The organism is Streptomyces sp. NBC_01808 (assembly GCF_035917395.1).
Taxonomy (GTDB): domain Bacteria; phylum Actinomycetota; class Actinomycetes; order Streptomycetales; family Streptomycetaceae; genus Streptomyces.
In genome coordinates this window covers 5,848,421-5,874,622 of the sequence record NZ_CP109072.1, presented here as the reverse complement: position 1 = coordinate 5,874,622, position 26,202 = coordinate 5,848,421, and the positions used below count along the sequence as shown (strand labels likewise).

Sequence of the window (26,202 nt, the reverse complement as noted above, 5' to 3'; positions counted from 1 at the left end):
GAGCCCGAGTCAGGAGGCCGTGGATGTCGGTGCAGCTTGTGGCCGATCCCCAGACCCTCGCTTTCGAGGAGCCGGTCACGGCCCTGAAGGTGCGGATCGTCAACGGAGCCGTGCACGTCGTCGGGACCCACGACGACGCCGCCCGGCCGGGCGCGGCGCGCCTGGAGGTCAGCGAGATCGAGGGCCCGCCGCTGCGCGTCTCGCTGGAGAACGGCGAGCTGACGGTCGCGTACGAGGACCTGCCCTGGCGCGGCTTCCTGAAGTGGCTCGACCGCAAGGGCTGGCGGCGCCGCGTCGTCGTCTCCCTCGCCGTGCCGGCCACCGCCCGGGTCGAGGTCGGCGTCGTCGGCGCCGACGCGGTCGTCTCCGGCATCGCGGGCCGTACGGACGTACGCGGCGTCAGCGGCGGCGCCACCCTCGTCGGGCTCTCCGGCCCGGTCCGCGCCGACACGGTCTCGGGGGAACTGGAGGCCCAGGCCCTCGAAGGCGACCTGCGCTACAACTCCGTTTCCGGCCCCCTCACCCTCATCGACGGCGCCGGCGGCAGCGTCCAGGCCGACACCGTCAGCGGCGATATGGTCATCGACCTCTCCCCCGCCGCCCGCGCCGCGGACGTCCGGGTCAACACGGTCTCCGGCGAGATCGCCGTACGGCTGCCCGAGGAGCCGGACGTCGAGGTGCACGCGAGCACGACGAGCGGCGCGGTCTCCAACGCCTTCCCGGCGCTGGACGTCAGCGGCCAGTGGGGCGCGAAGTCCGTCGACGGCCGCCTGGGGGCGGGCAAGGGCTCGCTGAAGGCGACCACCGTCTCGGGCGGCCTCGCCCTGCTCCGCCGCCCGGAGGGGGTGGACGACGAACCGGAGGACGCGCCGCCGGGCGCGGATCCGGCCGACTCCGCCGGCCCGTCCGACAAGAAGGTGCTCTGACATGCCCCCCGTCTTCGCCCACGGCCGTCTCCGGCTCTACCTGCTCAAGCTGCTCGACGAGGCCCCCCGCCACGGCTACGAGGTGATCCGCCTCCTCGAAGAGCGCTTCCAGGGCCTGTACGCCCCCTCCGCCGGCACCGTCTACCCCCGGCTCGCCAAGCTGGAGACCGAGGGCCTGGTCACGCACACCTCCGAGGGCGGCCGGAAGGTCTACGCCATCACCGGGGCCGGCCGCGCCGAACTCGCCGCCCGCCAGGCGGAGCTGGCGGAACTGGAGCTGGAGATCCGCGAGTCCGTCGCCGAACTCGCCGCCGAGATACAGGCCGACGTCAGCGGCACGGCCAGCGACCTGCGCCGCGAGATGCGCCAGGCCGCCAAGGAGGCCCGTACGTCGGGCGGCGCGAGCGCCGGCGAGAAGGAGTCGTGGCGGCAGGCGAAGGAGGAATTCAAGCGGGCGAAGCAGGAGTTCAAGGAGCAGGCGAGGCGCGCGAAGGACGAGACGCGGCGGGCCCGGCAGGACGCGGAGCAGGCGCGCAAGCACGCGCGTGAGACGCAGGAGCGGGTGCGCAGCGAGGCGGAGCGGATCGCGCGGCAGGTACAGGAGCAGGTGCAGACGAGGGTCCGTACGGGCGACTGGCAGGGCGGCTTGATGGACGGCCTGGCGGAGCTGACGCGGGAGTTGGGCAACCTGGGCGGCTTCGGCGGCCGCGGTACGGGGACGGAGGCGGGGACGGGGACGAAGGCGGGCGCTGGGACGGGGACGGAGGCTGACGCCGGGACGAAGGCGGGTGCTGGGACGGGGACGGAGGCTGACGCCGGGACGAAGGCGGGTACGGGGCCAGGCGCAGGCGAGGGCTACGGCGCCGGACCGGAACCCGCCTCTCCGTCCGACACGATCGCCGACGCGGCCACCGCTCCCGCCCCACCCCCCGGGGGGATGCACGCCGCCGCGGGAACCACCGGGCTGGGCGGCGTCAGGACGCCCTGGCCGTCGTACATCAAGCCGGACCCCGCCGACACCCCGGAGTGGGCCGAGGAGGACACCCCGCAGGACGCCACCCCCGCCGAGCTGGCCCGCGAACTGGAGCGCCTGCTCGACCGGTTCCGCGACGACGTCCGCGACGCCGCCCGCGACAACGGCGTGTCGCCGGACCAGCTCCGCGAGGCCCGCCGCCATCTGTCCACGGCGGCGGCGCACCTCACGGCGCTGCTGCGCGTGGGCGGCGGCGGGGGCGGGGGCGAGGGCGGCGGGAGCGGCGACGAAGACGGCAGAGGCGGCGCGAAGGACTGAACTGCGGGGCGCTGCCGACGTCTTGAAATGTACGCGGTGAGTGTGCGAAAAAGGTCTGGACCTTTGCTCGCACGATGAGAGGCGTCCCTGTGAGGCCCACCCCCACGCTCGCCGCGCTGAGCACCACCGCCGCCTGCCTCCTGGCCCTGACCGCGACCTCCTGCAGCTCGGACAGCGGCGCCGCCGCCGAACCGCCGGAGACCCCCACCGTGCCGACCGGCGTGACCGTCTACACGAGCACGTCCACGTCGGTGCACGTCATGTGGAACAAGGCGGCGGAGGCGGAGAACGTCCGGCGGTACGAGGTGTACCGCAACGGCAAGAAGATCCAGAACGTACCGGCCGAAAAGCACATGATCGACATCACCGGCCTCAAGCCGTCGTCCTCGTACACCTTCTCCGTACGGGCACGGGACGCCGACGGCAAACTCTCCGGCCCCGGCGAGGCGGCCGCGGTCACGACCCCGTCGGCGGACGCCGACGACAGCAAGCCGCCCACGCGGCCGGCGAGCCTCAAGGCGCGTGCGGACGGCCCGCGTTCGGCCACCCTGACGTGGACGAGGTCGGAGGACGACAAGGAAGTCACGTCCTACGACATCTACCAGGAGGGCACCAAGATCCACAGCGTCGGCGGCACGGAAACCACCGCCTCGGTCACCACCCTCCGCCCCGACACCCCCTACACCTTCACGGTCAAGGCCCGCGACGCCGCCGACAACTCCGGCCCGGCCAGCCCGTCCGCGAGCGTCACGACGGAGCCGGAACCGGGCGGCAAGGCAGGCGCGGAGATCCCGACGGACCTCCAGGCGACGGCCCGCAAGGACGCGGGCGCGTGGAGCCTCGACCTGGTGTGGAACGCCCCGAAGGCGGGCGGGGACATCACGGAGTACGAGGTGTACGTGGACGGGAAGTTCGGCTCGAAGCTGGTCCTGGGCGAGTCGGCGCCGAAGGACACGGGGCGGATCAGCCTGCCGCTGGAGAAGACGGGGAAGGCGACGTACGCGGTGAAGGTACGGGCGAAACTACCGGACGGAAAGTGGGGCCCGTTCACGAAGGAAGTGACGCTGAAGGCGGGCGGCTAGCCCCCTCGCCCCGCCAAGTCCCTCGCCGCCAGCGCCGCCTGGACCCTGTTCGTCACCCCCAGCTCCGCCAGGATCCGGCTCACGTGTGCCTTCACCGTCGACTCCCGCAGCCCCAGCATCGCCCCGATCTCCGCGTTCGTCATCCCGTCCGCCACCGCCGACAGCACCTGCCGCTCCCGCGGTGTCAGGCGTGCCGCCGCCTCCCTCGCCGCCTGGCTGCGGGCCGCCTCCGGGTGGTGGAACCGGCTGATGACCGTGCGGGTGACCGTCGGGGAGAGCATCGCGGCGCCCGCCGCGACCACGTGGATCGCCTGGAGGATGGCGTCCGGCGGGGTGTCCTTGAGCAGGAAGCCCGCCGCGCCCGCCGCCAGCGCGCCGTAGACGTACTCGTCCAGGTCGAACGTCGTGAGCACGATGACCGCCGGCGGGTCCGGCAGCCGGGACAGCGCTGCGGTGGCGGCTATGCCGTCCATGCCGGGCATGCGGATGTCCACCAGGGCGACGTCGACCCGCCGGCTGCGCGCCGCCGCCACCGCCGCGGCGCCCTCCGCCGCCTCCCCGGCGAGTTCCAGCCCGTCGTCCGTGGCGACCAGGTCTCTCAACCCCGCGCGCACGAAGGCGTCGTCGTCGACGACCAGGACGCGGATCACCGCGCCGCCACCGCGCTCAGCGCGGGCGGTTCTTCCACCGGGTGTACGGGCACGGGCAGTTCCGCGGTGAGCACGAACCTGCCGTCCCCGGTGCGCCCCGTGGTGAGTTCGCCGTGCAGGGCAGCCACCCGCTCGGCTATGCCTACCAGGCCGTAGCCGCGCGACGGGCCGTCCTGCGGCTCCGGCGCCATCCCGCACTCGTTCTCCGCGCGTATCGCCACCCGCGTCCTCGTCACCGTCACTGTGAGGCCGACCGGCGTGCCGGGAGCGTGCTTGCGGGCGTTCGTGAGGGCCTCCTGCACGATGCGGTGGGCGGCGAGGCGGACGGCGGCGGGCAGGCCCGCGAGGTCGTCGGTGCGGGCGCGGACCCGGGTCCCGGCGCGCTCGGACTCGGCGATGAGGGCGGGCAGGTCGTCGGCGGTGGGGGCGAGCGGGACCGGGCCCTCGTGGTCGCGGAGCGCGCCCAGCAGGTCCCGCAGATCGTCCAGGGCGTGCGCGCTCGTCGTACGGAGGAGGTCGAGGCGTTCGCGTACGGGCTCGGGGACCGCGTCGCCGCGGCGCTGGAGCACGCCGGTGTGCAGGACGAGCAGGCTGAGCCGGTGGGCGAGCACGTCGTGCATCTCGCGGGCGATCCGCGCCCGTTCGGCCATCCGCACCTGCTCGTCGCGCAGCCGGTTCGCCGCCTCCAGGTGCTCCAACTGCCGCGCGAGCGAACCGGCCAGGTCGCGCTGGCTGCGCACCGCCAGGCCGACGGCCAGCGGCACGGCGAGGATCGCGCAGGGGAAGAGCACGACCTGCGGCATGTTCACCAGCTCGCGGAACGGGCCGAACGCGGCCGGTACGAAGACGGCGCCGGTCAGCGCTATCGCCGTGCCCCGCGGCCGCCACAGCGTCACCCCGTACAGCGCGATGAACACCGGCCAGACCTGGCTCTCCAGCAGAAGCCCCGCGCCGGTCACCGCCGCCACCGGCACCGGCATCCGGCGGCACAGCGGCAGCACCGCGCACAGCGCGCCGGCCACGACGGCGCTCGCCGCCGGCGACGTGACGAGGCCCGGCTGCCCGGTCAGCGCCGCGCGCACCGACTTGAACACGACGAAGACGAACCCGGCCGCCAGCAGCAGCCGGAGCTGCGGCGGCGTCAGCAGTGCGCGGCGCACAGGCCGTTCGGCGGTGGACATACCGGCATCGTAAACAGCCCCACTGACACGCACATTCGACGAAAGTCGGGGGTCGGCCCCGGCCCGCCACCGCCGTTGGTCGGTGTGCGTCGCCGCCGGGCGGCGGATGCGGCGCGCGGTGTACGGGCCGGAGGGTGGAGCCGTACCGCAGGTCGAGGAGGGACAGCACATGCAGGACGGCAGCAGCGGGTCGGTGGGACGGCGGCACGTACTGGGCGGAGCGGCAGCGGCGATGGCCGCGGCGGGGGTGGGCCTCGGGGCCGGCGCCCGGACGGCGTCGGCGCAGGAGCCCGGGCAGCGCGGGCAGCAGGCGAAGGGCGGGAGGTACGCCGGGAAGACGGTCCTCGTCACCGGCGCCACCTCCGGCATCGGGCGGGCCGCGGCGATCGCGTTCGCCGCGGAGGGCGCGCGGGTCGGGTTCTGCGGGCGGCGCCGGGACCTGGGGCAGGACGTCGAGCGGCAGATCCGCGGGGCGGGCGGGGAGGCGACGTACATCAGGGCGGACGTGCGCAGGCCGGAGGAGGTGCGGGGGTTTGTCGATGGGGTGGCGCAGAAGTACGGCGGCCTCGACATCGCCCTCAACAACGCGGGGATCCAGAGGCCGTTCACCGACCTGCACGAGGTCTCGGTGGCGGACTGGGACGACGTCACGCTCACCAACACCCGCGGCATCTTCCTGGCGATGAAGTACGAGATCCCCCACCTGCGGGCGCGCGGGGGCGGCGTCATCCTCGTCACCGGATCGTCCAACCAGTACGCGACGCGCCCCGGCCTCGGCTCGTACACGGCGAGCAAGAACGGCGTCACGGGCCTGGTGCAGGCGGCGGCGATCGAGAACGGCACGCACGGCATCCGCGTGGTGGCCCTGGCGCCGGGGATGACGGACACGCCGATGCTGGACGTGCACCGGCCGCCGGGCGACACGGACGAGCAGTGGGCGGCGCGGAAGGCGGAGTTCGGCCGGCAGGGGATCGACGCCTTCAAGCGGATGGCGACGCCGGAGGAGATGGCGTCGGCGGCACTGGGGCTGGCGTCGGACGACATGGGGTTCCAGACGGGTACGACGGTGGTGGTCGACGGCGGGCAGCTGGCGGGCATGTGACCGCCAGGCGGGGCGGGTGACCGCGTACGGAACGGGGAGCGCGAGCCCGGCGCACACCGCCGGACCCGCGCCTCCCGCGCCCCCATGCGCGCCTGCTCAGCCCAACGCGCCCATCAATGCCACGACATACGCATCCAGCCGCCCCTCCACCGCTCGGGTCGTCAGCTCCGTCCGCCCCGCCTCCCGCCACGGCCGCGACACCACCTCGACTTCCTCCGAGAACGACAGCGCGTCCCGCACCAGCCACTCGGGGGCGCGCTCCCGGTCGGCGAAGGTCCGCAGCACGAGGTCGCGGGTGCCGCCGCCGGCCGTGGCGATGGTCAGCCGCCGCACCTCGGCGCTGATACCGCCGTGCAGCGCCTCGGTACGGACGATCCGTTCCCCCGCGGCGAGGTGCCCCCGCACCCAGACGAGGGTGGACGGCCGGAGGGCCGTGTCGTGGTGGTCGGTCATCGCGCCAGCTCACCATCGGCGCGGCGGCGGGCGCAAAGGAGATTGCGGCGAGAGGGCGGTGCTGCCGGGGGCGTCTTACCCCGCGCGCTGTACGGCCGGCAGGGCGGCCTCGATGGCGGTGTAGGTGGCGCCGTGGTCCGCCAGGGTCTCGGCGGGGGTGCCGGGGATGGCGGCGAGGGCGAGCAGGATGTGTTCGTCGCCGATGGCCTTGTCGCCGCGACCCAGGGCGATCCTGAGGGACCGTTCGAGCACGGCCTTGGCGTCGGCGTCGAACCTGGTACGTCCCCGCCGCCAGGCGCGCCGGCGGGCGAGGGCGCCGGGGCCGTGCGCGGACTCGACGCGGTCGACGACGGCGGCGACGTCGATGCCGATGCCCGCCAGCGCCTCGGCGTCGGACCTGGTCAGCCCGCCCCGCCGCCGCGCCTCGTCCAGCCCCCGCAGGACCCCGGCCCGCCGCGCCTCGCTGTCGATCCCGGCGGCGGCCAGCGCGACGGCCCCGGCGGTCCCAGACCCGGCGAGGAGCTGCCGGAGCAGGTGCTCGGGGGCGACGTGGGAGTCGCCGTCCCGCTCCGCGCGCTCGGCGGCACCGCGGACGAGGTCCCTCGCGGCCTGGGTGAACCGTTCGAACATCAGCGCCTCCCGTGCTTCTTGTGTACCGCCTGCCTGCTGACCCCGAGCTCGGCCGCGACCTCCTGCCACGACCAGCCCTGATTCCGCGCGCTCCGCACCTGCACGGCCTCCAACTGCTCCAACAGCCGCCGCAGCGCGGCCACGGCCCGCAACCCCTCCCGGGGATCGGCACCTCCGGCCCGCTCGGCAAGCTCGGTAGCCTCACTCATGACGTCAACCTACGTTGACAGCCGAGTAATGTCAACCAAAGTTGACGTCATCTGACGGAGAGGGCGGATGTAGGTACACTGGAGTTTCTGTAGGTACACGCCTGCGATCAGGAGGGAGCGATCGATGAGCGCGATTTCCGTACGCGAGTTCTCGTACAACCCCAGCGCGGTCTTCGCTCGCGTCGAGCAGGGCGAAGCCGTCCAGGTCACCCGGCACGGGAACGTGATCGCCATACTGCTGCCCGCCTCGGGTGCCGCGGAGCGCTATGCCGACCTGGTATCGCGCGGCCAGATCCGCCTCAAGGCCGCGACGAGCGCCGATCTCTCCCGGCTTCCGCACTACGAGGTCCCCGAGGACGCAGACCCGCTGGCGGTGCTGCTCGCCGAGCGCGAGGACGACCCCAGGTGATCTATCTCGACGCTTCCGCCGTGATCACCCTCATCGCCGGCCGCCGCCACGCCGCCGAACTCCGGGGGTACCTCGAAGCGAAGCCCGCGGCCCCCTTGGCGACCAGCACCATCGGCTTCGTCGAGACCGTGCGCACCCTGGACCGGATGGGCAGTTTCCCCACCGCCATGCAGGACCTCATGCGCGACCTGACCGAAGTCCTGGTCACCGAAGAGGTCCGCGACCTCGCCGGTCTCCTTCCGGGCCGCGTACGCACCCTGGACGCGGTGCACGTCGCCAGCGCCCAGACGATCGGCCCGGCACTCGACTCACTGATCAGCTACGACAAACGGATGCTGGAGGTCGCGCGGGAAGTCGGCCTCCCGACCGCCGCTCCGGGCATGGACTGACTCCGTCCCCTGCGGCCCCGCGCGGAGCGCGGTCAGCGGGTGAGGACCACCTTGCCGAACAGGTCGCCCGTCGCCATCTTCTCGAAGCCCTCCCGGGCGCGGTCCAGTGGCAGCACCGTGTCGATCACCGGGCGGACGTCCTTCGACGCGCAGAAGTTCAGCAGGCCCGCCAGTTCCTCCTTGCTGCCCATCGTCGAGCCGACCACCTTCAGTTCCAGGAAGAAGATCCGCTGCAGCTCCACCGCCGCCGGGTTCGGGCCGCTCGTCGCGCCGGAGATGACCACGGTGCCGCCCGGGCGCAGGGACTTCACCGAGTGGGACCACGTCGCCGCGCCCACCGTCTCCAGGACCGCGTCCACCCGGTGCGGCAGGCGCGTGCCCGGGGGCACCGCGGCTTCCGCGCCGAGGTCCTCCGCCCGCTTGCGCTTCGCCTCGTCGCGGCTCGTCGCGTACATCCGCAGCCCCGCCGCCGCGCCCAGCACGATCGCCGCCGTGGCGACGCCGCCGCCCGCGCCCTGGACCAGGACCGAGTCGCCGGGGCGTACGCCCGCGTTGGTGAAGAGCATGCGGTACGCCGTCAGCCATGCCGTCGGCAGGCACGCGGCCTCCTCGAAGCTCAGCTCCTTCGGCTTCGGCAGGACGTTCCAGGCCGGGACGGCGACCTGCTCCGCGAACGTGCCCTGGTACCGCTCCGTCAGCAGCGACCGCGGCTCGTTCGGGCCCACCCCGTGGCCGGTCTGGCCGATGACGGAGTGGAGGACGACCTCGTTGCCGTCGGCGTCGACGCCCGCCGCGTCGCAGCCGAGGATCATCGGCAGGGCGTCCTCGCCGAGTCCGACGCCGCGCAGCGACCACAGGTCGTGGTGGTTGAGGGAGGCGGCTCTGACGTCGACGACGGCCCATCCGGTCGGGGCCTGCGGCGCGGGCCGCTCCCCCAACTCCAGGCCGTTCAGCGGCTCGTCACGGTCGATGCGGGCTGCGTAGGCGGCGAACATGACCATGAAGTTACGCCCCGGGGCGGGGGCCGTACCAGCCCCCGCCCCGCCGAGCGAAATTTCTCACCCGGGTCCCGGGACCCGGAGGCGACTCACAGCACCTTCGACAGGAACGCCTTCGTCCGCTGGTGCTGCGGGTTCATCAGGACGTCCCGCGGGTGGCCGGACTCCACCACCGCGCCGTCGTCCATGAACACCAGCGCGTCCCCGACCTCCCGCGCGAACCCCATCTCGTGCGTGACGACGATCATCGTCATGCCCGACTCCGCGAGGTCGCGCATCACGTCCAGCACCTCGCCGACCAGCTCCGGGTCGAGCGCCGAGGTGGGTTCGTCGAAGAGCATCAGCTTCGGCTCCATCGCCAGCGCACGCGCGATGGCGACGCGCTGCTGCTGGCCGCCGGAGAGCTGCGTCGGGTAGCCGGCCGCCTTGTCCGCGAGGCCCACGCGGTCCAGCAGCCGCAGCGCGCGCTCCCGCGCCGTCGCCTTGGACTCCCGTTTGACCTGGACCGGCGCCTCCATGACGTTCTCCAGCGCGGTCATGTGCGGGAAGAGGTTGAAGCGCTGGAACACCATGCCGATGTCCTTGCGCTGCGCGGCGACCTCTCTCTCCTTCAGCTCGTAGAGCTTGTTGCCCTGCTGCCGGTAGCCGACCAGGTGGCCGTCGACGTACAGCCGGCCGGCGTTGATCTTCTCCAGGTGGTTGATGCACCGCAGGAAGGTCGACTTGCCGGAGCCGGAGGGGCCGACGAGGCAGAAGACCTCGCGCGGCGCGACCTCCAGGTCGATGCCCTTGAGTACGTGGGTGAGCCCGAAGGACTTGTGTACGCCCTCGGCCCGGACCATTGCCGTCATGGCGGCGCTCACCTCGTTCCCTTCAGCCGCGGCCCGGAGAAGATGCTCCGCCGGATCTTCTGCCACGGGGTCAGCGGCAACTGGCGTACGGAGCCCTTGGCGTAATGCCGCTCGATGTAGTACTGGATCACGCTGAACACGCTGGTCATCGCCAGGTACCAGATGGCGACGACGATGTACATCTCCATCGGGTTCAGGTTGGTCGCGGAGATCTCGTTCGCCACGAAGGTCAGCTCGGTGTACTGGATCACCATCGCCAGCGACGAGGTCTTGAGCATGTTGATGAACTCGTTGCCCGTCGGCGGCACGATGACCCGCATCGCCTGGGGCAGCACGATGCGCCGCATCGTCTTCCCCCGGCTCATGCCGAGCGCGTGCGACGCCTCCGTCTGGCCCTCGTCGACCGACTGGATGCCGGCGCGGACGATTTCGGCCATGTACGCGGCCTCATTGAGGCCGAGGCCGAGGAGCGCCGCCACGAACGGGGTCATGACGTCGGTCATCTCGTTCTTGTAGATCGGACCCAGGTTGAGGGTCTGGAAGACGAGGCCGAGGTTGTACCAGAGCAGCAGTTGCAGCAGCACCGGGGTGCCGCGGAAGAACCAGATGTAGAGGTTGGCGAACGCCGAGGTCACCGGGTTGTCCGAGAGCCGCATGATCGCGAGCACGATGCCGAGGACCACGCCGAGCAGCATGGCGAGCACGGTGATCAGCAGCGTGTTCCCGGCGGCTTCGACGACCCGGTCGGAGAACAGGTACTCGGGGACGTCGCCCCACTCGATCTTGGCGTTGGCGAAGGCGTAGACGAGCAGCCCGAGGAGCGCGAGGACGACCGCGGCGCTCACCCAGCGCCAGGGGTGGCGCACGGGTATCGCCTTGATCGTCTCGGGCGGCACCGCGGTCGTGGTGCCGGTCTTCGCGAGGTCGGGCCCGGCCGGTCGCTTGTCGGCCGGGCCCGGTGAGGTCGGGTCGGTCACGGGAGGACTTCTCTCTGGAACGGCTGCGGGCGGTGGTTACTCGTTGCCACCGTTGACGGTGGCCTTGTCGACGCCGCCCTGCTGGACTTCCCACTTCTCCAGCACCTTCTGGTACTCGCCGTTCTCGATGATCGCGTCCAGCGCCGTGGCGAGCGCGTCGCGCAGCTCGGCGTTGTCCTTGGAGACCGCGATGCCGTACGGGGCGGCGTCGATCTGCTCGCCGACGACCTCGAAGTCGTCGCCGCCGCCCGACTCGCGGGCGTTGTACGCGGCGACCGGGAAGTCGTTCAGGTCGGCGACGGCCCGGCCCTGCTTGACCTGCTGCAGCGCCTCGGTGTCCTTGGTGAAGGGCAGCGTCTTGATCGGCTTGTCGCACTTCTCGTTCTGCGCCTTGGCGATGTCCGCGCTGACCGTGCCCCGCTGGAAGGCGACGGTCTTGCCGCACAGGTCGTCGAGCGTGGAGATGCCGTCGGGGTTGCCCTTCTGGACCAGGATGGAGACGCCGGCGGAGAAGTAGTCGACGAAGTCGACCTCGGCCTGGCGCTCCTTGTTGTCGGTCATCGACGACATGATGATGTCGAAGCGGCCGGAGTCGAGCGACGGGATCAGGTTGTCGAAGACGTTGTTCTGGAACTGGAACTCGACGCCCAGCTCCTCGCCGAGCGCGTTGGCGATGTCGATGTCGACGCCGACGGGCTTGCCGCCCTGGTCGAACTCCATCGGGGCGTACGCGATGTCGGAACCGACCTTGATCACGCCGGCGTCCTCGATGGCCTTGGGCAGCGCGCCGGGCGCCGCGTTCGACGAGGACTTGGTGTCGCCGCCGTCGCCGCTGTCGCCCCCGTCGTCGGTCTGGTCGCCGCAGGACGAGAGCACGAGGGCCCCCGCGGCGGCGAGTGCCCCGACGGCCACCAGTCGAGACTTGGCTGCTCCGGTGCGCCGGGTGGTGCGAGGGCTCATTGCGGGATCCTCCTGCGGGGGGTGAACGGGGGTCAGAAGTTCACGGCCCCGGACGCTGCGGCTTGGTGCGCCTGGGGCGGATGCCGACGACTGCCGACGACGGCATCTTTGCATCCGGAAGACACGGCTCAGGAATGCTGCCGGGTCAAAATCCGATAACAGGTTCGGTAATGAGACGTAGCTCACGCTGCGGCATTCCACCTAAAGCACGCGAATCGCACCATTTCGCAGTATGCAAGTCTCCGCATGGCTATGCGATTCGGCTCCGCTCAGTCTCGAGAAGTTGCTCGCACGGGGCGCTCGGCTTCCTGTACAACGGACACTTACACCCCAAATCCGGGGCCCAGGGCGCGAGTGCGGCGCGCCCGGTGTCCGGGCCTCACCGTGGCCATGGCGCTCACTCCGCGGCCAGGCGGCCGGACACGTGCCCGCCCACCCCTCGACCGAGAGGGGTGGTTCCTCTTTTCTATGACTGTGACTAAGGGGTCAACAACGTGGCAGCGGAGATCGTCAACCCTCCGAGCGGGACGGATACGTCCGACAGCCCAGACGGCGACTACTTCGACCCGGCCTTCGCCCTCCACCGGGGCGGCAAGATGGCCGTCCAGGCGACCGTGCCGGTCAACGACAGGGACGACCTGTCGCTCGCCTACACACCGGGCGTCGCCAAGGTGTGCACCGCCATCGCGGAACAGCCCGAACTCGTCCACGACTACACCTGGAAGTCCCAGGTGGTCGCCGTCGTCACGGACGGCAGCGCGGTCCTCGGCCTCGGCGACATCGGGCCGGAGGCGTCTCTTCCGGTGATGGAGGGCAAGGCCATCCTCTTCAAGCAGTTCGGCGGCGTGGACGCGGTCCCCGTCGCGCTGGACTGCCGCGAGGTCGACGAGATCGTCGAGACCGTGGTGCGGCTGGCGCCCTCCTTCGGCGGGGTGAACCTGGAGGACATCTCCGCCCCCCGCTGCTTCGAGATCGAGCGCAAGCTCCAGGAGCGCCTGGACATCCCGATCTTCCACGACGACCAGCACGGCACCGCCGTCGTCACGCTCGCCGCGCTGCGCAACGCGACGAAGCTCAGCGGCCGGTCGCTCGGCGAGCTGCGCGCGGTGATCTCCGGGGCCGGCGCGGCCGGCGCGGCGATCGCCAAGATCCTCGTGGAGGCCGGCATCGGGGACGTGGTCGTCGCCGACCGCAAGGGCATCGTCTCCGCGGACCGCGAGGACCTGACCGACGCCAAGCGGGAGCTGGCGGAGCTGACCAACCGCGCGGGGCGTACGGGCTCGCTGGAGTCGGCGCTCGCGGGCGCGGACGTCTTCATCGGCGTCTCCGGCGGCACGGTGCCGGAGCGGGCGGTGGCGACGATGGCGGAGGGCGCGTTCATCTTCGCCATGGCCAACCCGAACCCGGAGATCCACCCGGACGTGGCGCACAAGTACGCGGCGGTCGTCGCCACCGGCCGCAGCGACTACCCGAACCAGATCAACAACGTGCTCGCGTTCCCCGGCATCTTCGCCGGTGCGCTCCAGGTCCGCGCCTCGCGGATCACCGAGGGCATGAAGCTGGCGGCGGCCGAGGCGCTGGCCGACGTGGTCGCGGCCGAGCTGAGCCCGGAGTGCGTGATTCCGTCGCCGTTCGACGAGCGGGTGGCGCCGGCCATCACGCGCGCGGTCGCCGCGGCGGCGCGCGCGGAGGGCGTGGCGCGGCGGTAGCCGGCGCGCGGCCCGTACGACGCACGCCCGGCGGGCGGCGCCCGTACGGGCCGTGGAGAACCGTGAGCGGGGCCGTCCGGCTGTGTATGCCGGGCGGCCCCGCTTCGCGTCGTACGGAGGCGCTGTCCTGGCGTACGGGCGGTGTGCCGTACGGCCCGTACGCCTCAGGCCGCCAGGCGCTCCGCCGGCGCCCTGCGCCGCAGGCCGGCGTGCAGGATCGCCGGCGGGTCGTACGCCATGTCCAGCCGCCCGACCTCCGTGCCCGGCGGCACGATGGCGTCGATCTCGTCCAGCACGTCGTCGCCGAGCGTCGTCCCGGCGCCCGCGAGCAGGTCGTCCAACTGCTCCATGGTGCGCGGCCCGATGATCGCCGACGTGACGCCCGGGTGGGAGATCACGAAGGCCAGCGCCATGTGCGTCAGCGACAGGCCCGCCTTCTCCGCGAGCGGAAGGAGCCGTTCGACGGTGTCGAGCCTGCGCTCGTCGGCGAGGTGCCTGAAGCCGTAGCCGCCGCGGAAGGTGGTGGGCTCCTGACCCTTGCGGTAGCGGCCGGTGAGCATGCCGCCGGCCAGCGGGCTCCACACCAGCGTGCCCATCCCGTACCGCTCGCAGACGGGCAGCACCTCGCGCTCGATGCCGCGGTCGAGGACCGAGTAGTTCGGCTGCTCGGTGCGGAACCGCACCAGGCCGCGCCGCTCGGCGGTCCACTGCGCCTCGACCAGGTCGGACGCGGGGAACGCGGAGGTGCCGACGGCCCGTACCTTCCCGGCGCGCACCAGGTCGGTGAGCGCGGACAGGGTCTCCTCGATGTCGGTGTCGGGGGCGGGCCGGTGGATCTGGAACAGGTCGACGTGGTCGGTGCCGAGCCGGCGCAGCGAGTCCTCCAGGGCGCGGACGAGCCAGCGGCGGGAGTTGCCCTGCCGGTTGGGGTCGTCGCCCATGGGCAGGTGCGCCTTGGTGGCGAGAACCACGTCGTCGCGGCGGCCCTTGAGGGCCTTGCCCACGATCTCCTCGGACTCGCCGTGGCCGTAGATGTCGGCGGTGTCGACGAAGTTGACGCCCGCGGCCAGCGCCTTGTGGATGATGCGGACGGACTCGTCGTGGTCGGGGTTGCCCTGGGCGCCGAACATCATCGCGCCCAGGCAGTAGGGGCTGACCTTGATCCCGGTCCGGCCCAGCGTGCGGTACTGCATGGCTCTCCTCCTGCGTGGACTGCGGGTCGTACGCGCCGATAGAGTGAATACGGAACGCCGTTCAGTCCGAGAATACGGAACACTGTTCCGCTTTTGCAAGGGGTCCGCGCATGCCTGAGCGCAGCACCACGGGGGAGCCGGCCCCCGGCCGCCGCATGCGGCCGGACGTCAGGCGCAGCCTCGACGCGCTGCTGACCGCGGCCGCAGAGGTCTTCGAGACGGAGGGCGTGGACGCGCCCGTACGCCGCATCACGGCGAAGGCCGGGGTGGGGGCGGGGACGCTCTACCGGCACTTCCCGCAGCGCTCGGACCTCATCACGGCCGTCTTCCGCAACGAGGTCGACGCCTGCGCCGCGGCCGCCCCCGCGCTGGCGGCGCAGTACGAGCCGGTGGAGGCGCTGACGCGGTGGCTGCACCGCTTCACCCGGTTCATCGCCGCCAAGCAGGGCCTGAAGGCCGCCCTCCACTCCGGCGACTGCGCGTACGAGAGCCTGCCCGGGTACTTCCAGGAGCGCTTCGTCCCCGCCCTGACCGAGCTGCTGGACGCCGCCGCCGCGGCCGGCGACATCCGCTCCGACGTGGCCCCCGACGACCTGCTGCAGGCGCTCAGCAGCATCATCGACCCGGACGACCGGGAGTACACGCGGCGCATGATCGGGCTGCTCGTCGACGGGCTGCGCTACCGCGGCTGACGCCGCCCGCCGGCGCCGCCGCTCAGCGCAGCGCCAGCACCGCCGCGTCCCGCGCGGACGCCCAGACCGTACGGGCCTCGGCGAAGCCGGCCGCGCGCAGCGTCTCGGCGTGCCAGGCGGGCGCCTGGACGTCGCCGTCGGCGTGGCCCTCGTTCGGGTCGTTCGGGTCGCCGAATATCGCGAAGCGCTCGGCCGCGGGGCCGCCGAGTACCGGGTCGGCCGCGACCACGCGCCACCAGTCCGCCCAGTCCAGCACGCCTTCCGCCCGCTCGCGGTCCTGGCGGACCTTGCTCCAGTTGCGCACGGCCTCGTTGATGGCCGGCGTGGCGGGGTCGGGCATGTGGTCGGCGTTGACGAAGATCCCGCCCTCGCGGACCACGCCGGCGATCTGCCCGTAGAGCGTGGCGAGCTGGTCGGAGAAGAGCCAGTGCAGCGCGGTGGAGGTGAGCACCGCGTCGTACGAACCGTCCGGCAGCCGCGCAATCCAGTCGGGCTTGGCGAGGTCGGCGGTGACGAACTCGGCGCGCGGGTCGTCCGCGAAGGTGCCGCGGGCGATGGTGAGCAGCGCGGGGTCGAGGTCGACGCCGGTGGTGCGGGCGCCGGGGAAGCGGCGCAGCACCCGGGCGCTGATGCTGCCCGTACCGCAGGCCAGGTCGAGCACCCGGGGCTCGGGGCCCACGAGGGCCTCGACGGCGTCGAGCATCACCCGGAAGCGGTCCTCGCGGTCCGGCATGTACCACTCCTGCTGGCGGTCCCAGCTCGCCTGCCAGCCCTGCCAGTCGGCCCCCACGGGCGTTGCGGCGGCGGTCGTTCCGGCCATTGCTGCCTCCCCTGCCTCTGCTGCGTAATACCCTCTATACGGGGTCGTCCATTACGGCCCCGCCGCGTCAGCATAAGCCGAGCCCGTAAGGACTACAAGTGGAACTGGCCTATTACTCAGATATGGCCGTGCGCCTCGTCAACACCGAGGAGCCGCAGCGCGGCACCGACTCGCTGACCTCGCTGGACGCGGCCAAGGAGCTCTTCCGGGACAGCGGAAACTTCACCCGGCGGGCCACGGACGCCGACGTCAGCAGGCTGCGCCAGGTGCGCGGGCGGCTGCGGGGGATCTTCGAGGCGGCCGACGAGGGCGACGAGGTACGCGCCGTGGACATGCTCAACGCGCTGCTCATCGACTTCCCGGTCAGCCCGCAGGTCAGCGGGCACGACTTCCGCGACGAGGACGGGCGGCCCAAGTGGCACCTGCACATCGCGGAGCAGTCGGCCAACTCCGGGGCGGGCTTCGCCGCCGCGGCGTGCATGGGGCTGGCCGTGCACCTCACCGACTACGGCGTCGACCGCCTGGGCCTGTGCGCGGCCCCGCCGTGCCGCAACGTCTTCCTCGACACCTCGACGAACCGCTCCCGCCGCTACTGCTCCGACCGCTGCGCCACCCGCGCCAACGTCGCGGCCTACCGCGCCCGGAAACGCCAGGCCAACGGCCGCACCGCCGACGCCGCCCACGAGACCGCCGCGGGGACCGAGCGGACCGAGCGCTGAAGGTCCCTCGGGGGGCGCAGGCGCAGGAGGGCGAGGGCGACGACCAGTTCGTCCGGTACGGCGCCGAACTCCCGGCTGTCGTTCTCCACGAACCGGTTGTCGCCGAGCACCCACCAGCCGCCGTCGCGGCGCTCCACGACCCGTTTCACGATCAGCAGATCCTGCTGGAACGGATGGCGCAGCACCGCCACGTCACCGGGCCGCACCGCCGCCCCGTACTGCACGACAAGCTGATCCCCCGGACGCAGCGTGGGCACCATCGACGGACCGTCGACCGCCGCGAGGCCGAGGCGCTGCAGCCCTCGGCGCCCGGCGTCGTGCCTGCGCTCGTTCACCTGGCCCTGCATCGGGCATGCACCTCCGGCCTGTCGTCCACAAGGCCCAGCCTTCCACTGGACTTTTGACCTAAGCCCTCCGGGGCACTCGCGAATTTTCGTTCCCCACGGAGTAATGTCCCACCTGGAAGACGATCACGAGGAAGGACGGCTGCTTTCCATGTTTTCTCGCCTGTTCGCCCCCAAGGTGACGGTCAGTGCCCACTGCGACCTCCCCTGCGGCGTCTACGACCCGGCCCAGGCCCGTATCGAGGCCGAATCGGTCAAGGCCATCCAGGAGAAGATGCAGGGGAACGACGACCCGCACTTCCAGGCGCGGGCCACCACCATCAAGGAGCAGCGCGCGGAGCTTGCCAAGCACCACGTTTCGGTGCTGTGGAGCGACTACTTCAAGCCCCCGCACTTCGAGAAGTACCCTGAGCTGCACCAGCTCGTCAACGACACCCTCAAGGCCCTCAGCGCCGCCAAGGGGTCCACCGACCCGGCCACGGGCCAGAAGGCGCTGGACTACATCGCCCAGGTCGACAAGATCTTCTGGGAGACCAAGAAGGGCTGAGCCCCATACGGGCTACGGACACCCGCGCGCCCGTACCGTCACGGACGGTACGGGCGCGTTCTGGTCTCCGGGCCGCCCGGGCGCGAATCGACTCGGCTCCCGTGGCAGTTCCCTGCTACACCCGCGTGGCGGCAACTTCTTGCCGCCACGCGCGCGTTGTCACGGCCGCCGCTTACTTCTTCAGATCTGCGAGCGCCGTCTTCGTCTCGTCCTTCAGCATCTGCTCCACCTCGTCGGGCGACGGCGGGTCGGTGGAGTCGGTGCCTCCGTAGTAGCTCCAGTCCATCTGGTAGGTGAACCAGCCGTCGCGCACGGCCAGGCTCATCGAGCGGCTGCTGCTGTCGCCCTCGCCGTTCTCCCGGACGAGGTACGCCTCCTCACCGAAGCCCTTCACCGGCTCGGTCTCGTACTTGTAGTCCGCGTCCGAGCGGTCCTCGTAGCCCTTGTACGTCGGGGCGAACTCGCCGGTGGGGTCCGACGCCCCGTGCCAGATGGTGGTCACGGAGACGTACGAGCTGGAGTAGTCGTCCGGGTCCTGCTCGCGGTCCGTCAGGCTCCAACTGCAGAAGCTCTGGGACAGCGCGTCCTGCTCCGAGCCCCAGCCGGTGGCGTCGGACGCGTCCGGGATCTCGTACCGCTCCTCGAACGCCTTCAGCTCGGTGCTCTCGCAGAGGTCCTTCTCGAACCGGTAGCCGAGGACCGGCTCGGGGTCCTCCGACGAGTCGAACCCGCCGGTGGCGAAGAGCGCGCCCGCCCACACCGCGGAGGCGACCACGACGCCCCCGAGGCCCCACAGCCAGGCCGGCACGCCCTTCTTCTCCGCGGCGCCGAAGGCGGGCGGCGCCCCCGGGGGCTGGCCGGGCGGCTGGCCCGGCGGGCCGCCGGGGGGCTGGCTGGTGATCGGGACACCGGCGGGCATCGTCGGCTGTGCGTACGGGGACTGCTGCGGCACCGATCCCTGGGGCTGCTGCTGTGCGTAGGGGTTGGGGTTGTTCTGCTGGTACGGATTCGGCGGCGGGCCCGGCGGTATCGACATGAGCGCAATGTACCGCCTGGCGGCGACAGCGGCCGGGCCCGTCTCACCGGCACGCACTGCCGGAGCTGCGCCGGCTCGCGGACGAGCGCGCCGCGGACACCGGCCAGGCTGACCCGCACGCGCTCCGCTACCGCTACGAGGCCGCCCCGTGCCTGGCGCAGATCGGCGCGGCCGCGGCGGCACTCGCCGAGTACCGCGCGCTGCTGCCGTACTTCACGAACCCGTACGCGGGACTCGACCCGGCCGACGCCCTCGGCCTGCGCCACCGCACGGCCCGGCTCCTTCTCGCGCTCGGCGACCACTCGGCGACACCACGGCGGCCGGCGGCGAGCTGTCCGCGCTCCTGCCCGAACTGGAGCGCGTCTACGGCCCCGCGCACCCGCTGGCGGAGTCGGCGCGGCGGGCCCTCGCGAGCCTGACCCGGTTCGGCGCCCGCTGACCCGGCGGCCGCCGGTCTGCACGGTCGCTTGTCAGCGCAGCGGCCCGTCAGCGCAGCCGGGCGGCGCGCAGTTGGAGGTAACGCTGCTCGGGCACGCTCAACGTGCGCTCCGCCGCGCGCCCGTACGCCTCCTGCGCCGCCCCCGTCTCCCCCGCCAGCTCCAGCAAGTGGGCCCGTACGGCGTCGAGACGGTGGTGCTCCACGAGCCGCGGGTCGTCCGCGAGCTTGGCCAGCAGGTCGAGCCCGGCGCGCGGGCCTTCGGCCATCGCCACGGCCACCGCCCGGTTCAGGCTGACGACGGGACCCGGCGCGAGCCGCTCCAGCAGGTCGTACAGCCCGAGGATCTGCCGCCAGTCGGTGTCCTCGGCGCGCTCCGCCTCGTCGTGCACGGCGGCGATGGCGGCCTGCACCTGGTAAGGGCCGAGGGCGCTGGTCGTCAGCGCGCGGCTGACGAGGGCCACGCCCTCCTCGATCTGCGCGCGGTCCCAGCGCCCGCGGTCCTGCTCGTCGAGCGGGACCAGGACACCGCCAGGACCGCTGCGGGCGTCGCGGCGGGCGTCGGTGAGCAGCATCAGCGACAGCAGCCCGGCGGCCTCACCGCTGTCCGGCGCGAGCGCGTGCACGGCGCGGGCGAGGCGGATCGCCTCGGCGGCCAGGTCGGCGCGGCGCAGGGCGGCGCCGGAGGTGGCGGTGTAGCCCTCGTTGAAGATCAGGTACAGCACGTGCAGCACCGCGGTGAAGCGCCCCGGCAACTCCGCGGGCTCCGGCCGGCGGAAGCGGGCGCCCGCGTCCTTCAGGCTCTTCTTCGCCCGGCTGATCCGCTGCGCCATCGTCGCCTCCGGCACCAGAAAGGCGCGGGCGATCTCCGCGGTGGTCAGACCGCCGACCGCGCGCAGCGTCAGCGCGATACGAGACGGCTGGGTAAGCACCGGGTGGCAGCACAGGAGCAACAGGGTGAGGGTGTCGTCCTCCGAGGGGTGGCGCGCCTCCCCCGGCGGCGGCGCGCGGAAGTCGTCGCGGGGCGTCAGCGCGGCGGCGGACTCCTCGCGGCTGCGCCGGGCCTCCTCGCTGCGCAGCTCGTCCGTCAGCCGGCGGGAGGCGACGCGGATGAGCCAGCCGCGCGGGTTGTCCGGCACCCCCTGCTCCGGCCACTGGCCGGAGGCCGCCAGCAGGGCCTCCTGCACGGCGTCCTCGGCGGCGTCGAAGTGGCCGTAGCGGCGGACGAGGGCGCCGAGGACCTGCGGCGCGTGGCGGCGCAGCAGGTCCTCGACAGGGGCGCTCACTTGCCCGGTGCCGCTTCCAGGATGGGGCGGATCACGACGTCGGAGACCGGCGAGCCCTCGGGGGCGGGGCACTGGTGGACGCGCTTGGCGATCTCCGTGACCCGCTCGTCGCTGGCGCAGTCCAGCACCCAGTAGCCCGCGAGGACCTCCTTGGTCTCGCCGAACGGGCCGTCGGAGACCACGGACGCGCCGCCGGGCCCGCCGGTGACGACGATGGCCTGCTTGGGCGCCGCCAGCCCGTTGCCCTCCAGCACCTCGCCGGTCTCGGCGAGGTCGTTGTTGATCGACTCCATGTGCTGGAACATCGCCTGCAGGTCCTTCTCGGTCCAGGCGGGGTGGCCCTCGGAGCCGGTGCCGTTCATGGCGTCGTAGTCGGCCTGCGAACCGTAGATCATCACCAGGTACTTCATGGTTCTCACTTCCCGTGTTCCCGGCACCCGGTGCGGGCGCCTCTCACAGGAGACGTCGGGGCCGGCCGGCGGTTCTCGACATGCTCCGCCAAAGATTCTTGCGGGAATTTCGCCGGGTCGCCCGTTCTCTTCCACAGGAGGGTCACGTAATCTCGATTACATGATTACATCCCAGGACACGGACGAGATACGAGGGTGGCTCACCGGGCGGCTGCCCGAGGGCCTGTACGCCTCACCGGTCGAGGTCACCGTCGACCGCGAGGAGATCTGCATCGTCGGCTCGATCCCCGAGCCCGCGGGGCTCGCGAAGGACGCGACCCCCGCCGAGCGCGACGCGGCGCTGGACGGCCGCATCGCCGAGTTCCGGGAGCGCACGCGCAAGGAGCGGATGGCGGTGGCGCGGGCGGCCGAGCGGCGCTACCGCAGGAAGGTCTCCTGGGGCGCAGAGTGCGGCGGCCGGCGGGAGATCTTCACGAACGTCTCCGCGCCCGTGATGACCCGGCTGCGGCAGCCGCAGCGGCAGGTGCTCGACACCCTCATCGCGGCGGGCGTGGCGCGCAGCCGGAGCGAGGCGCTGGGGTGGTGCGTACGGTTGGTGGAGAGCCACGCGGACGACTGGCTGCGAGAGCTGCGGGACTCGCTGGAGCACGTACGGCACGTACGGGCCCAGGGTCCCGACCAGCCGGCGGACCCGGCGCCCGCCGACGGGGCACCGGCAGGCGGGCCCGCGCAGGACGCGGAGGACGGGGCGTGAGCGAGGACACCCCGAGCATCTACGAGTGGGCAGGCGGGGACGAGGCGTTCCTGCGGCTGACCGAGACCTTCTACGGGCACGTGCGCAAGGACCCGCTCCTCGCGCCGGTGTTCGCAGGCATGGACGACGAACACCCGCAGCACGTCGCGATGTTCCTCGCCGAGGTCTTCGGCGGCCCGGAGCGCTACAGCGCGGAGCGCGGCGGCCACGACCACATGGCGCGCATGCACCTCGGCCGGCACATCACCGAGGAGCAGCGCAGGCGCTGGGTGTCGCTGCTGATGGACAGCGCGGACGAGGTGGGGCTGCCCACGGACCCGGAGTTCCGGGCGGTGTTCTCGTACTACATCGAGTGGGGTACGCGGATGGCGCTCGTCTACTCCGCCGAAGAACCGCCGCCCACGGCGGGCCCGATGCCGAAGTGGGAGTGGGGGCAGACGCCGCCCTGGCGGCCGGGCGGCTGAACGGGCGGACGGCGGGGCGGCGCGGCGGCTGAGCGGCGGGGCCGGTTCCGGGCGCAACTGACCTTGGTGGTCTGGACATTGGCACACGCGGTCGGATAAACAGGATGTCCGTTGCACATACGTACACGGAGCAGCGTGCCGACCCCCCACAACCCGCACCGTGAGAGGACCGCCATGCGACCTGGGCCCGTGTATGTCTCCCGGCGAACCGCGCTCAAGGCCGGCGCGGGCGCCGTGCTCGTCGCCGGCGGGGGCGGCGCGCTGCTGCTCGGCGGCAGCGCCGCGGCCGACGGCGGCGCCTCGCTGCACCGGACGGCTGACGACCCGTCGTACGTGGTCGGCACCGGGGACTGGGGCGCCCGGCCGCCCGGCGGCACCCTCTCCGTCTCGTCCGGCACGACCACGAAGATCGTCGTCCACCACACCGCCTTCCCGAACACCACGGACTACTCGTACGAGGCCGCGGTCTTCATGGCGCGCAAGATCCAGGATCTGCACATGGACGACAACGGCTGGATCGACAGCGGCCAGCACTTCACGATCAGCCGCGGCGGGTACGTCCTGGAGGGCCGCCACGGCAGCCTGGAGGCGCTGGCCGACGGCGGCCACCAGGTCGTCAGCGCGCACGCGGTCGGCGAGAACAGGCGTGCCATAGGCATCGAGAACGACGGCCACTACGTCAACGACACCCCGCCGCCCGCCCTGGTGTTCTCGCTGCAGCGGCTGTGCGTGACGATCGGCACGCAGTACGGCTTCGGCGCGGACCGCATCTTCGGCCACTGGGACTTCAACGACACGCAATGCCCGGGCGCGCTGTTCTACCGCGAGTTCCCGGCGCTGCGCCGGCAGGTGGCGCAGGTGCTCGGCCAGGGCCCGGACGAGATCCCGGAGCGCACCTGGCCCGACACGTACACGTCCAGCAAGGGCGGCACGGTCGAGATGGCGCAGCGGCTGCTGCGCGCGTACGGGTACGAGCTGAAGGCGGACGGCGCGTACGGGCCGGCGACGCTGGAGGCGGTGCACACCTTCCAGCGCACGATGGGGCTGCCGACCGCGGACGACGGCACGCTGGACAACGCCACGTGGGAGGCCCTGACGGTGCCGGTGAGCACGGGCCACAGCGGGGAGGCGGTGCTCGCGGTGCAGCAGATGCTGGTGCGCAAGCTGCATCTGGCGAAGGCCACGGGCAAGTACAACGGGCCGACGACGAAGGCGGTGGCCGAGATGCAGGAACTGCACGGGCTGCCCGCGACGGGCGCGATGGACGTGGCCACGTGGTGCGCGACGGCGGGCGGGGTCGTCCGCGAGGAGTTCATGACGGCGTGAGGCAGGGCGGCGCCGGTCACCCCTCCCGTACCGCCGGGCGGCCCGGAGGCTAGGCGGGGGCCGCGAACCTGACCTCCGTCTTCTCCGCCTCCGGGGCGGCGAAGGCCAGCAGGTCCGCGGCCGCCGCCGCCAGCCGGTCCTTGTCGGCGCCGGACAGGGCCGTGAACGGCCGGAGTTCGACGGCGGCCGAGGTCCGCTTCAGCTCCGGCTGCCAGACGCCCGCGACGCGGCCGTCGAGCAGCATGGTGCCGCGGACGATGCCGTTCGCCGTGAACACCCGGCGCTCGTCGGCCTTGTCGATGATCCGCGTGCGGTCCGCGTGCGCGAGGAGCACGTTGTCGAAGGGGCCGAGGAGCAGCGGCGGCACCGGGGCGGCGGGGTCGGGCAGTTCGGTGCCGGCGAGGTCGAACAGCTCCCGCCCCGTCGTGTCCCGGTACGTCACCAGCCGCGGGCGCAGCCGGTCGAAGACCGCCTTGAGCCGGGTCAGCGACAGCCACTTCTGCACGTCGGCGACCGACGCGGGCCCGTAGGCAGCGAGATAGCGCAGCACGGTCTCGTCCGCCGCGGTGTCGGTGGCGGAGGGGGCGCCGAGCCACTGGTCGGCGTGCGCGTACACGAGCCCGCCGCTCGCGCCCCAGACCCCGCGCGGCGGCACCTGCACCAGCGGCAGCAGCGAACGGGCCAGGTACGCCAGGTCGTTCGGCTCCGCGTCCGGCCAGCGGGCGGCGAGCCTGGCGCCCAGCTCGTCGTTGTGCAGCGGTCCGGCGGCGAGCGCCGTGCGGGCCGCGTCGGCCAGCTCGGCCGGGTCGAGCCCGGGGACCTTGCGGCCCGCGGTGGTGGCGAGCAGCGTCCTGTCGAGGTACGGCTGTACGACGGCCCGCAGCCGCAGCGCGTCGCGGGCGCTGACGAGGTGGATCGTGCCGCGCATCATGACCACCCGCACCGCCTGCCGGCCGGTCAGCAGCGCCGACAGGTCGCCGGTGGTGAAGCCCGCGAGCCGGCTCCAGAGCTGGTAGTACGGGGCGTCGCCGGACTGCGCCTGGAGCGCCACGAGGTGCTCGACGGCGTCCAGCGGCGGCGCCTCGTGCCGCTCGACGAGCCACTGCCGGTGCAGCAGGGCGCGACCCAGCGCGCGGGCGTCGAGGACGGTGCCGGGCGAGGTCATGCGCGTAGCCTTTCGTCGTGCAGGTGTACGAGCATGCCACCCGTGATCGGCGGGCGGCCCGGCCGCCCGCCGTACCGGCGGCAAGAGCGGCCAGACGCGGGCACCGAGCTGCTAGGCGCCCTCCGGCCGCGCCGCGGGCCGCGGCGGGGTCCGTACCGCGCCGATGCTCGCCGCGATCACCATGCCGATCGCCGCGCACTGCACCGCCGTGAGCCCCTGGTCCAGCACCAGGTATCCGGCGAGCGCCGCGACCGCCGGTGCCAGGCTCATCATCAGCGCGAACGTCGCGGCGGGCAGCCGGCGCAGGGCGAACTGGTCGAGCGCGTACGGCAGGCCCGACGACATCACCGCCACCGCCAGGCCCAGCCCCAGCGTCGCCGGGTCCACCAGCCGGCCGCCCGCGCTCGCCACCCCGACCGGCAGGCTGATCACCGCGCCCACCGACATCGCGATCGCCAGCCCGTCCGCCCGCGGGAAGCGCGCCCCGGCCCGTGCGCTCATCACGATGTACGTCGCCCACATACAGCCCGCGCCGAGCGCGAACGCGACGCCCGCCGGGTCCAGGCCGCCGAACCCGCCGCCGCTCAGCAGCACCACCCCGCCCAGCGCCAGCGCCGCCCACAGCAGGCTCGCCACCCGCCGGCCGGCGAGCACGGACAGCGTCAGCGGCCCGAGCACCTCCAGCGTGACCGCGGCGCCCAGCGGGATCCGGTCGATGGCCTGATAGATGGCCATGTTCATGCCGCCCAGCGCGACGCCGAAGCCGCACAGCACCGCCCAGTCGCCCCGCGAGTGGCCCCGGACCCGGGGCCGGAAGATCAGCATCAGCAGGGCCGCGGCGAGCGTCAGCCGCAGCGTCACCACGCCCAGCGCGCCCGCCCGCGGGAACAGCAGTGCGGCGACCGCGGCGCCGAACTGTGTGGACAGCGCGCCGGTCACCACCAGCGCGACGCCGCCCAGCCGCCCGCCGCAGAACCGCCCGCGGGCACCGCCGCCGAGCCGCCCGGCGCGTACCCCCGCGACCGCCGCCCCGGCAGGCACGGGGCCCGCGGAAGCGGGGGCAGCGGCGGCAGCGGCGGGAGAGGCAGGAGCAGAGGCGGAAGCAGGAGCGGAAGCGGCGGGACCGGGACTCTGGGAGGGCACGCCCCCACGCTACGAGCGCGCGCTCCCCACGTGAAATGCATAACCGGCTG

The 26,202-nt window shown here is 72.7% G+C and carries 30 protein-coding genes and 1 pseudogene; 14 read left to right on the top strand and 17 right to left on the bottom strand.

Going from position 1 to position 26,202, the window contains the following annotated elements:
• Positions 1-23: 23 nt before the first annotated feature.
• From OG946_RS26150 to OG946_RS26140, 3 genes are all read left to right on the top strand, one after another.
• Positions 24-926, top strand: a complete 903-nt coding sequence (locus OG946_RS26150; protein WP_326798440.1) for a DUF4097 family beta strand repeat-containing protein — start codon at positions 24-26, stop codon at positions 924-926.
• A gap of 1 nt (position 927) precedes the next feature.
• Positions 928-2,217 carry a helix-turn-helix transcriptional regulator gene (locus tag OG946_RS26145; protein WP_326798439.1) on the top strand — a complete coding sequence of 430 codons (1,290 nt, stop codon included), beginning with the start codon at positions 928-930 and terminating at the stop codon, positions 2,215-2,217.
• Between the two features lie 89 nt (positions 2,218-2,306).
• Entirely contained in the window at positions 2,307-3,299 is a 993-nt protein-coding gene (locus OG946_RS26140) for a fibronectin type III domain-containing protein (protein ID WP_326798438.1), read from the top strand.
• Here the strand turns inward: OG946_RS26140 and OG946_RS26135 are convergent.
• Together OG946_RS26135 and OG946_RS26130 are read right to left on the bottom strand one after the other, a co-directional pair.
• The gene (locus OG946_RS26135; RefSeq protein ID WP_326798437.1) at positions 3,296-3,949 is read right to left on the bottom strand and encodes a response regulator transcription factor; all 654 of its coding nucleotides are present in this window, start codon (positions 3,947-3,949) and stop codon (positions 3,296-3,298) included. The two genes, OG946_RS26140 and OG946_RS26135, sit on opposite strands and share 4 nt — an antisense overlap.
• Positions 3,946-5,130 carry a sensor histidine kinase gene (locus OG946_RS26130; protein WP_326798436.1) on the bottom strand — a complete coding sequence of 395 codons (1,185 nt, stop codon included), beginning with the start codon at positions 5,128-5,130 and terminating at the stop codon, positions 3,946-3,948. The genes OG946_RS26135 and OG946_RS26130 overlap by 4 nt, the downstream gene beginning before the upstream one ends.
• 169 nt (positions 5,131-5,299) lie before the next feature.
• On the opposite strand from OG946_RS26130, the gene OG946_RS26125 reads away from it, so the two are divergent.
• Positions 5,300-6,232, top strand: a complete 933-nt coding sequence (locus tag OG946_RS26125; protein WP_326798435.1) for an SDR family NAD(P)-dependent oxidoreductase — start codon at positions 5,300-5,302, stop codon at positions 6,230-6,232.
• Positions 6,233-6,328: 96 nt separating this feature from the next.
• On the opposite strand, the gene OG946_RS26120 is transcribed toward OG946_RS26125, so the two are convergent.
• The 3 genes from OG946_RS26120 to OG946_RS26110 all read right to left on the bottom strand — a co-directional run bounded on the left by OG946_RS26120 (position 6,329) and on the right by OG946_RS26110 (position 7,524).
• Positions 6,329-6,685, bottom strand: coding sequence for a hypothetical protein (locus OG946_RS26120; protein ID WP_326798434.1), 357 nt, complete (start codon positions 6,683-6,685; stop codon positions 6,329-6,331).
• A 75-nt stretch (positions 6,686-6,760) separates the two neighbouring features.
• Positions 6,761-7,315, bottom strand: coding sequence for a Clp protease N-terminal domain-containing protein (locus tag OG946_RS26115; RefSeq protein ID WP_326798433.1), 555 nt, complete (start codon positions 7,313-7,315; stop codon positions 6,761-6,763).
• Entirely contained in the window at positions 7,315-7,524 is a 210-nt protein-coding gene (locus OG946_RS26110; protein WP_125937010.1) for a helix-turn-helix domain-containing protein, read from the bottom strand. The genes OG946_RS26115 and OG946_RS26110 overlap by 1 nt, the downstream gene beginning before the upstream one ends.
• Positions 7,525-7,648: 124 nt before the next feature.
• On the opposite strand from OG946_RS26110, the gene OG946_RS26105 reads away from it, so the two are divergent.
• Together OG946_RS26105 and OG946_RS26100 are read left to right on the top strand one after the other, a co-directional pair.
• On the top strand, positions 7,649-7,933 hold the full coding sequence (locus OG946_RS26105) for a type II toxin-antitoxin system Phd/YefM family antitoxin (RefSeq protein ID WP_326798432.1): 285 nt from the start codon (positions 7,649-7,651) through the stop codon (positions 7,931-7,933).
• A complete protein-coding gene (locus OG946_RS26100) occupies positions 7,930-8,322 on the top strand; it encodes a type II toxin-antitoxin system VapC family toxin (RefSeq protein WP_326798431.1) in 393 nt (130 codons plus the stop codon). The genes OG946_RS26105 and OG946_RS26100 overlap by 4 nt, the downstream gene beginning before the upstream one ends.
• 32 nt (positions 8,323-8,354) lie before the next feature.
• On the opposite strand, the gene OG946_RS26095 is transcribed toward OG946_RS26100, so the two are convergent.
• From OG946_RS26095 to OG946_RS26080, 4 genes are all read right to left on the bottom strand, one after another.
• On the bottom strand, positions 8,355-9,323 hold the full coding sequence (locus OG946_RS26095) for a zinc-binding dehydrogenase (protein ID WP_326798430.1): 969 nt from the start codon (positions 9,321-9,323) through the stop codon (positions 8,355-8,357).
• Positions 9,324-9,409: 86 nt separating this feature from the next.
• On the bottom strand, positions 9,410-10,162 hold the full coding sequence (locus OG946_RS26090) for an amino acid ABC transporter ATP-binding protein (RefSeq protein WP_326800371.1): 753 nt from the start codon (positions 10,160-10,162) through the stop codon (positions 9,410-9,412).
• A gap of 17 nt (positions 10,163-10,179) precedes the next feature.
• Positions 10,180-11,148 carry an amino acid ABC transporter permease gene (locus tag OG946_RS26085; RefSeq protein ID WP_326798429.1) on the bottom strand — a complete coding sequence of 323 codons (969 nt, stop codon included), beginning with the start codon at positions 11,146-11,148 and terminating at the stop codon, positions 10,180-10,182.
• A gap of 36 nt (positions 11,149-11,184) precedes the next feature.
• On the bottom strand, positions 11,185-12,108 hold the full coding sequence (locus tag OG946_RS26080) for an ABC transporter substrate-binding protein (protein ID WP_326798428.1): 924 nt from the start codon (positions 12,106-12,108) through the stop codon (positions 11,185-11,187).
• Positions 12,109-12,602: 494 nt separating this feature from the next.
• Between OG946_RS26080 and OG946_RS26075 the strand changes: the two genes are divergently transcribed.
• The gene (locus OG946_RS26075) at positions 12,603-13,817 is read left to right on the top strand and encodes an NAD(P)-dependent malic enzyme (RefSeq protein WP_326798427.1); all 1,215 of its coding nucleotides are present in this window, start codon (positions 12,603-12,605) and stop codon (positions 13,815-13,817) included.
• 164 nt (positions 13,818-13,981) lie between these two features.
• On the opposite strand, the gene OG946_RS26070 is transcribed toward OG946_RS26075, so the two are convergent.
• A complete protein-coding gene (locus tag OG946_RS26070; protein WP_326798426.1) occupies positions 13,982-15,010 on the bottom strand; it encodes an aldo/keto reductase in 1,029 nt (342 codons plus the stop codon).
• Positions 15,011-15,120: 110 nt separating this feature from the next.
• Here OG946_RS26070 and OG946_RS26065 point away from each other — a divergent pair, with 110 nt between their 5' ends.
• Positions 15,121-15,702, top strand: coding sequence for a TetR/AcrR family transcriptional regulator (locus OG946_RS26065; RefSeq protein WP_326798425.1), 582 nt, complete (start codon positions 15,121-15,123; stop codon positions 15,700-15,702).
• A gap of 22 nt (positions 15,703-15,724) precedes the next feature.
• On the opposite strand, the gene OG946_RS26060 is transcribed toward OG946_RS26065, so the two are convergent.
• The gene (locus OG946_RS26060; protein ID WP_326798424.1) at positions 15,725-16,522 is read right to left on the bottom strand and encodes a class I SAM-dependent methyltransferase; all 798 of its coding nucleotides are present in this window, start codon (positions 16,520-16,522) and stop codon (positions 15,725-15,727) included.
• Positions 16,523-16,644: 122 nt separating this feature from the next.
• Between OG946_RS26060 and OG946_RS26055 the strand changes: the two genes are divergently transcribed.
• The gene (locus OG946_RS26055; protein WP_326798423.1) at positions 16,645-17,241 is read left to right on the top strand and encodes a CGNR zinc finger domain-containing protein; all 597 of its coding nucleotides are present in this window, start codon (positions 16,645-16,647) and stop codon (positions 17,239-17,241) included.
• Here the strand turns inward: OG946_RS26055 and sodX are convergent.
• Entirely contained in the window at positions 17,154-17,588 is a 435-nt protein-coding gene (gene sodX / locus OG946_RS26050) for a nickel-type superoxide dismutase maturation protease (RefSeq protein WP_326798422.1), read from the bottom strand. The genes OG946_RS26055 and sodX overlap by 88 nt on opposite strands.
• A 148-nt stretch (positions 17,589-17,736) precedes the next feature.
• On the opposite strand from sodX, the gene sodN reads away from it, so the two are divergent.
• A complete protein-coding gene (gene sodN, locus OG946_RS26045) occupies positions 17,737-18,132 on the top strand; it encodes a superoxide dismutase, Ni (protein WP_326798421.1) in 396 nt (131 codons plus the stop codon).
• Between the two features lie 172 nt (positions 18,133-18,304).
• Here sodN and OG946_RS26040 read toward each other — a convergent pair whose 3' ends face one another.
• The gene (locus OG946_RS26040; protein ID WP_326798420.1) at positions 18,305-19,168 is read right to left on the bottom strand and encodes a hypothetical protein; all 864 of its coding nucleotides are present in this window, start codon (positions 19,166-19,168) and stop codon (positions 18,305-18,307) included.
• A gap of 44 nt (positions 19,169-19,212) precedes the next feature.
• Between OG946_RS26040 and OG946_RS26035 the strand changes: the two are divergent.
• Positions 19,213-19,607, top strand: a pseudogene (locus OG946_RS26035) (serine/threonine protein kinase); the annotation flags it as partial.
• 47 nt (positions 19,608-19,654) lie between these two features.
• On the opposite strand, the gene OG946_RS26030 reads toward OG946_RS26035, so the two are convergent.
• Entirely contained in the window at positions 19,655-20,890 is a 1,236-nt protein-coding gene (locus OG946_RS26030) for an RNA polymerase sigma factor (protein ID WP_326798419.1), read from the bottom strand.
• Positions 20,887-21,300: a YciI family protein gene (locus OG946_RS26025; protein ID WP_326798418.1), complete on the bottom strand. Its 414-nt coding sequence runs from the start codon at positions 21,298-21,300 to the stop codon at positions 20,887-20,889. The genes OG946_RS26030 and OG946_RS26025 overlap by 4 nt, the downstream gene beginning before the upstream one ends.
• 160 nt (positions 21,301-21,460) lie before the next feature.
• Here OG946_RS26025 and OG946_RS26020 point away from each other — a divergent pair, with 160 nt between their 5' ends.
• The 3 genes from OG946_RS26020 (at position 21,461) to OG946_RS26010 (ending at position 23,844) form a co-directional block, all read left to right on the top strand.
• Positions 21,461-22,054 (top strand): hypothetical protein, encoded by a 594-nt coding sequence (locus OG946_RS26020; RefSeq protein ID WP_326798417.1) that lies wholly within the window; start codon positions 21,461-21,463, stop codon positions 22,052-22,054.
• Complete coding sequence (locus OG946_RS26015) at positions 22,051-22,518, top strand: group II truncated hemoglobin (RefSeq protein WP_326798416.1); 468 nt, start codon at positions 22,051-22,053, stop codon at positions 22,516-22,518. Before OG946_RS26020 ends, OG946_RS26015 begins: the two co-directional genes overlap by 4 nt.
• 174 nt (positions 22,519-22,692) lie before the next feature.
• A complete protein-coding gene (locus OG946_RS26010) occupies positions 22,693-23,844 on the top strand; it encodes a peptidoglycan recognition protein family protein (RefSeq protein WP_326798415.1) in 1,152 nt (383 codons plus the stop codon).
• A 49-nt stretch (positions 23,845-23,893) separates the two neighbouring features.
• Here OG946_RS26010 and OG946_RS26005 read toward each other — a convergent pair whose 3' ends face one another.
• Positions 23,894-25,009: a winged helix DNA-binding domain-containing protein gene (locus tag OG946_RS26005; RefSeq protein WP_326798414.1), complete on the bottom strand. Its 1,116-nt coding sequence runs from the start codon at positions 25,007-25,009 to the stop codon at positions 23,894-23,896.
• 111 nt (positions 25,010-25,120) lie between these two features.
• Positions 25,121-26,050 carry an EamA family transporter gene (locus tag OG946_RS26000; protein WP_326798413.1) on the bottom strand — a complete coding sequence of 310 codons (930 nt, stop codon included), beginning with the start codon at positions 26,048-26,050 and terminating at the stop codon, positions 25,121-25,123.
• Positions 26,051-26,202 lie beyond the last annotated feature (152 nt).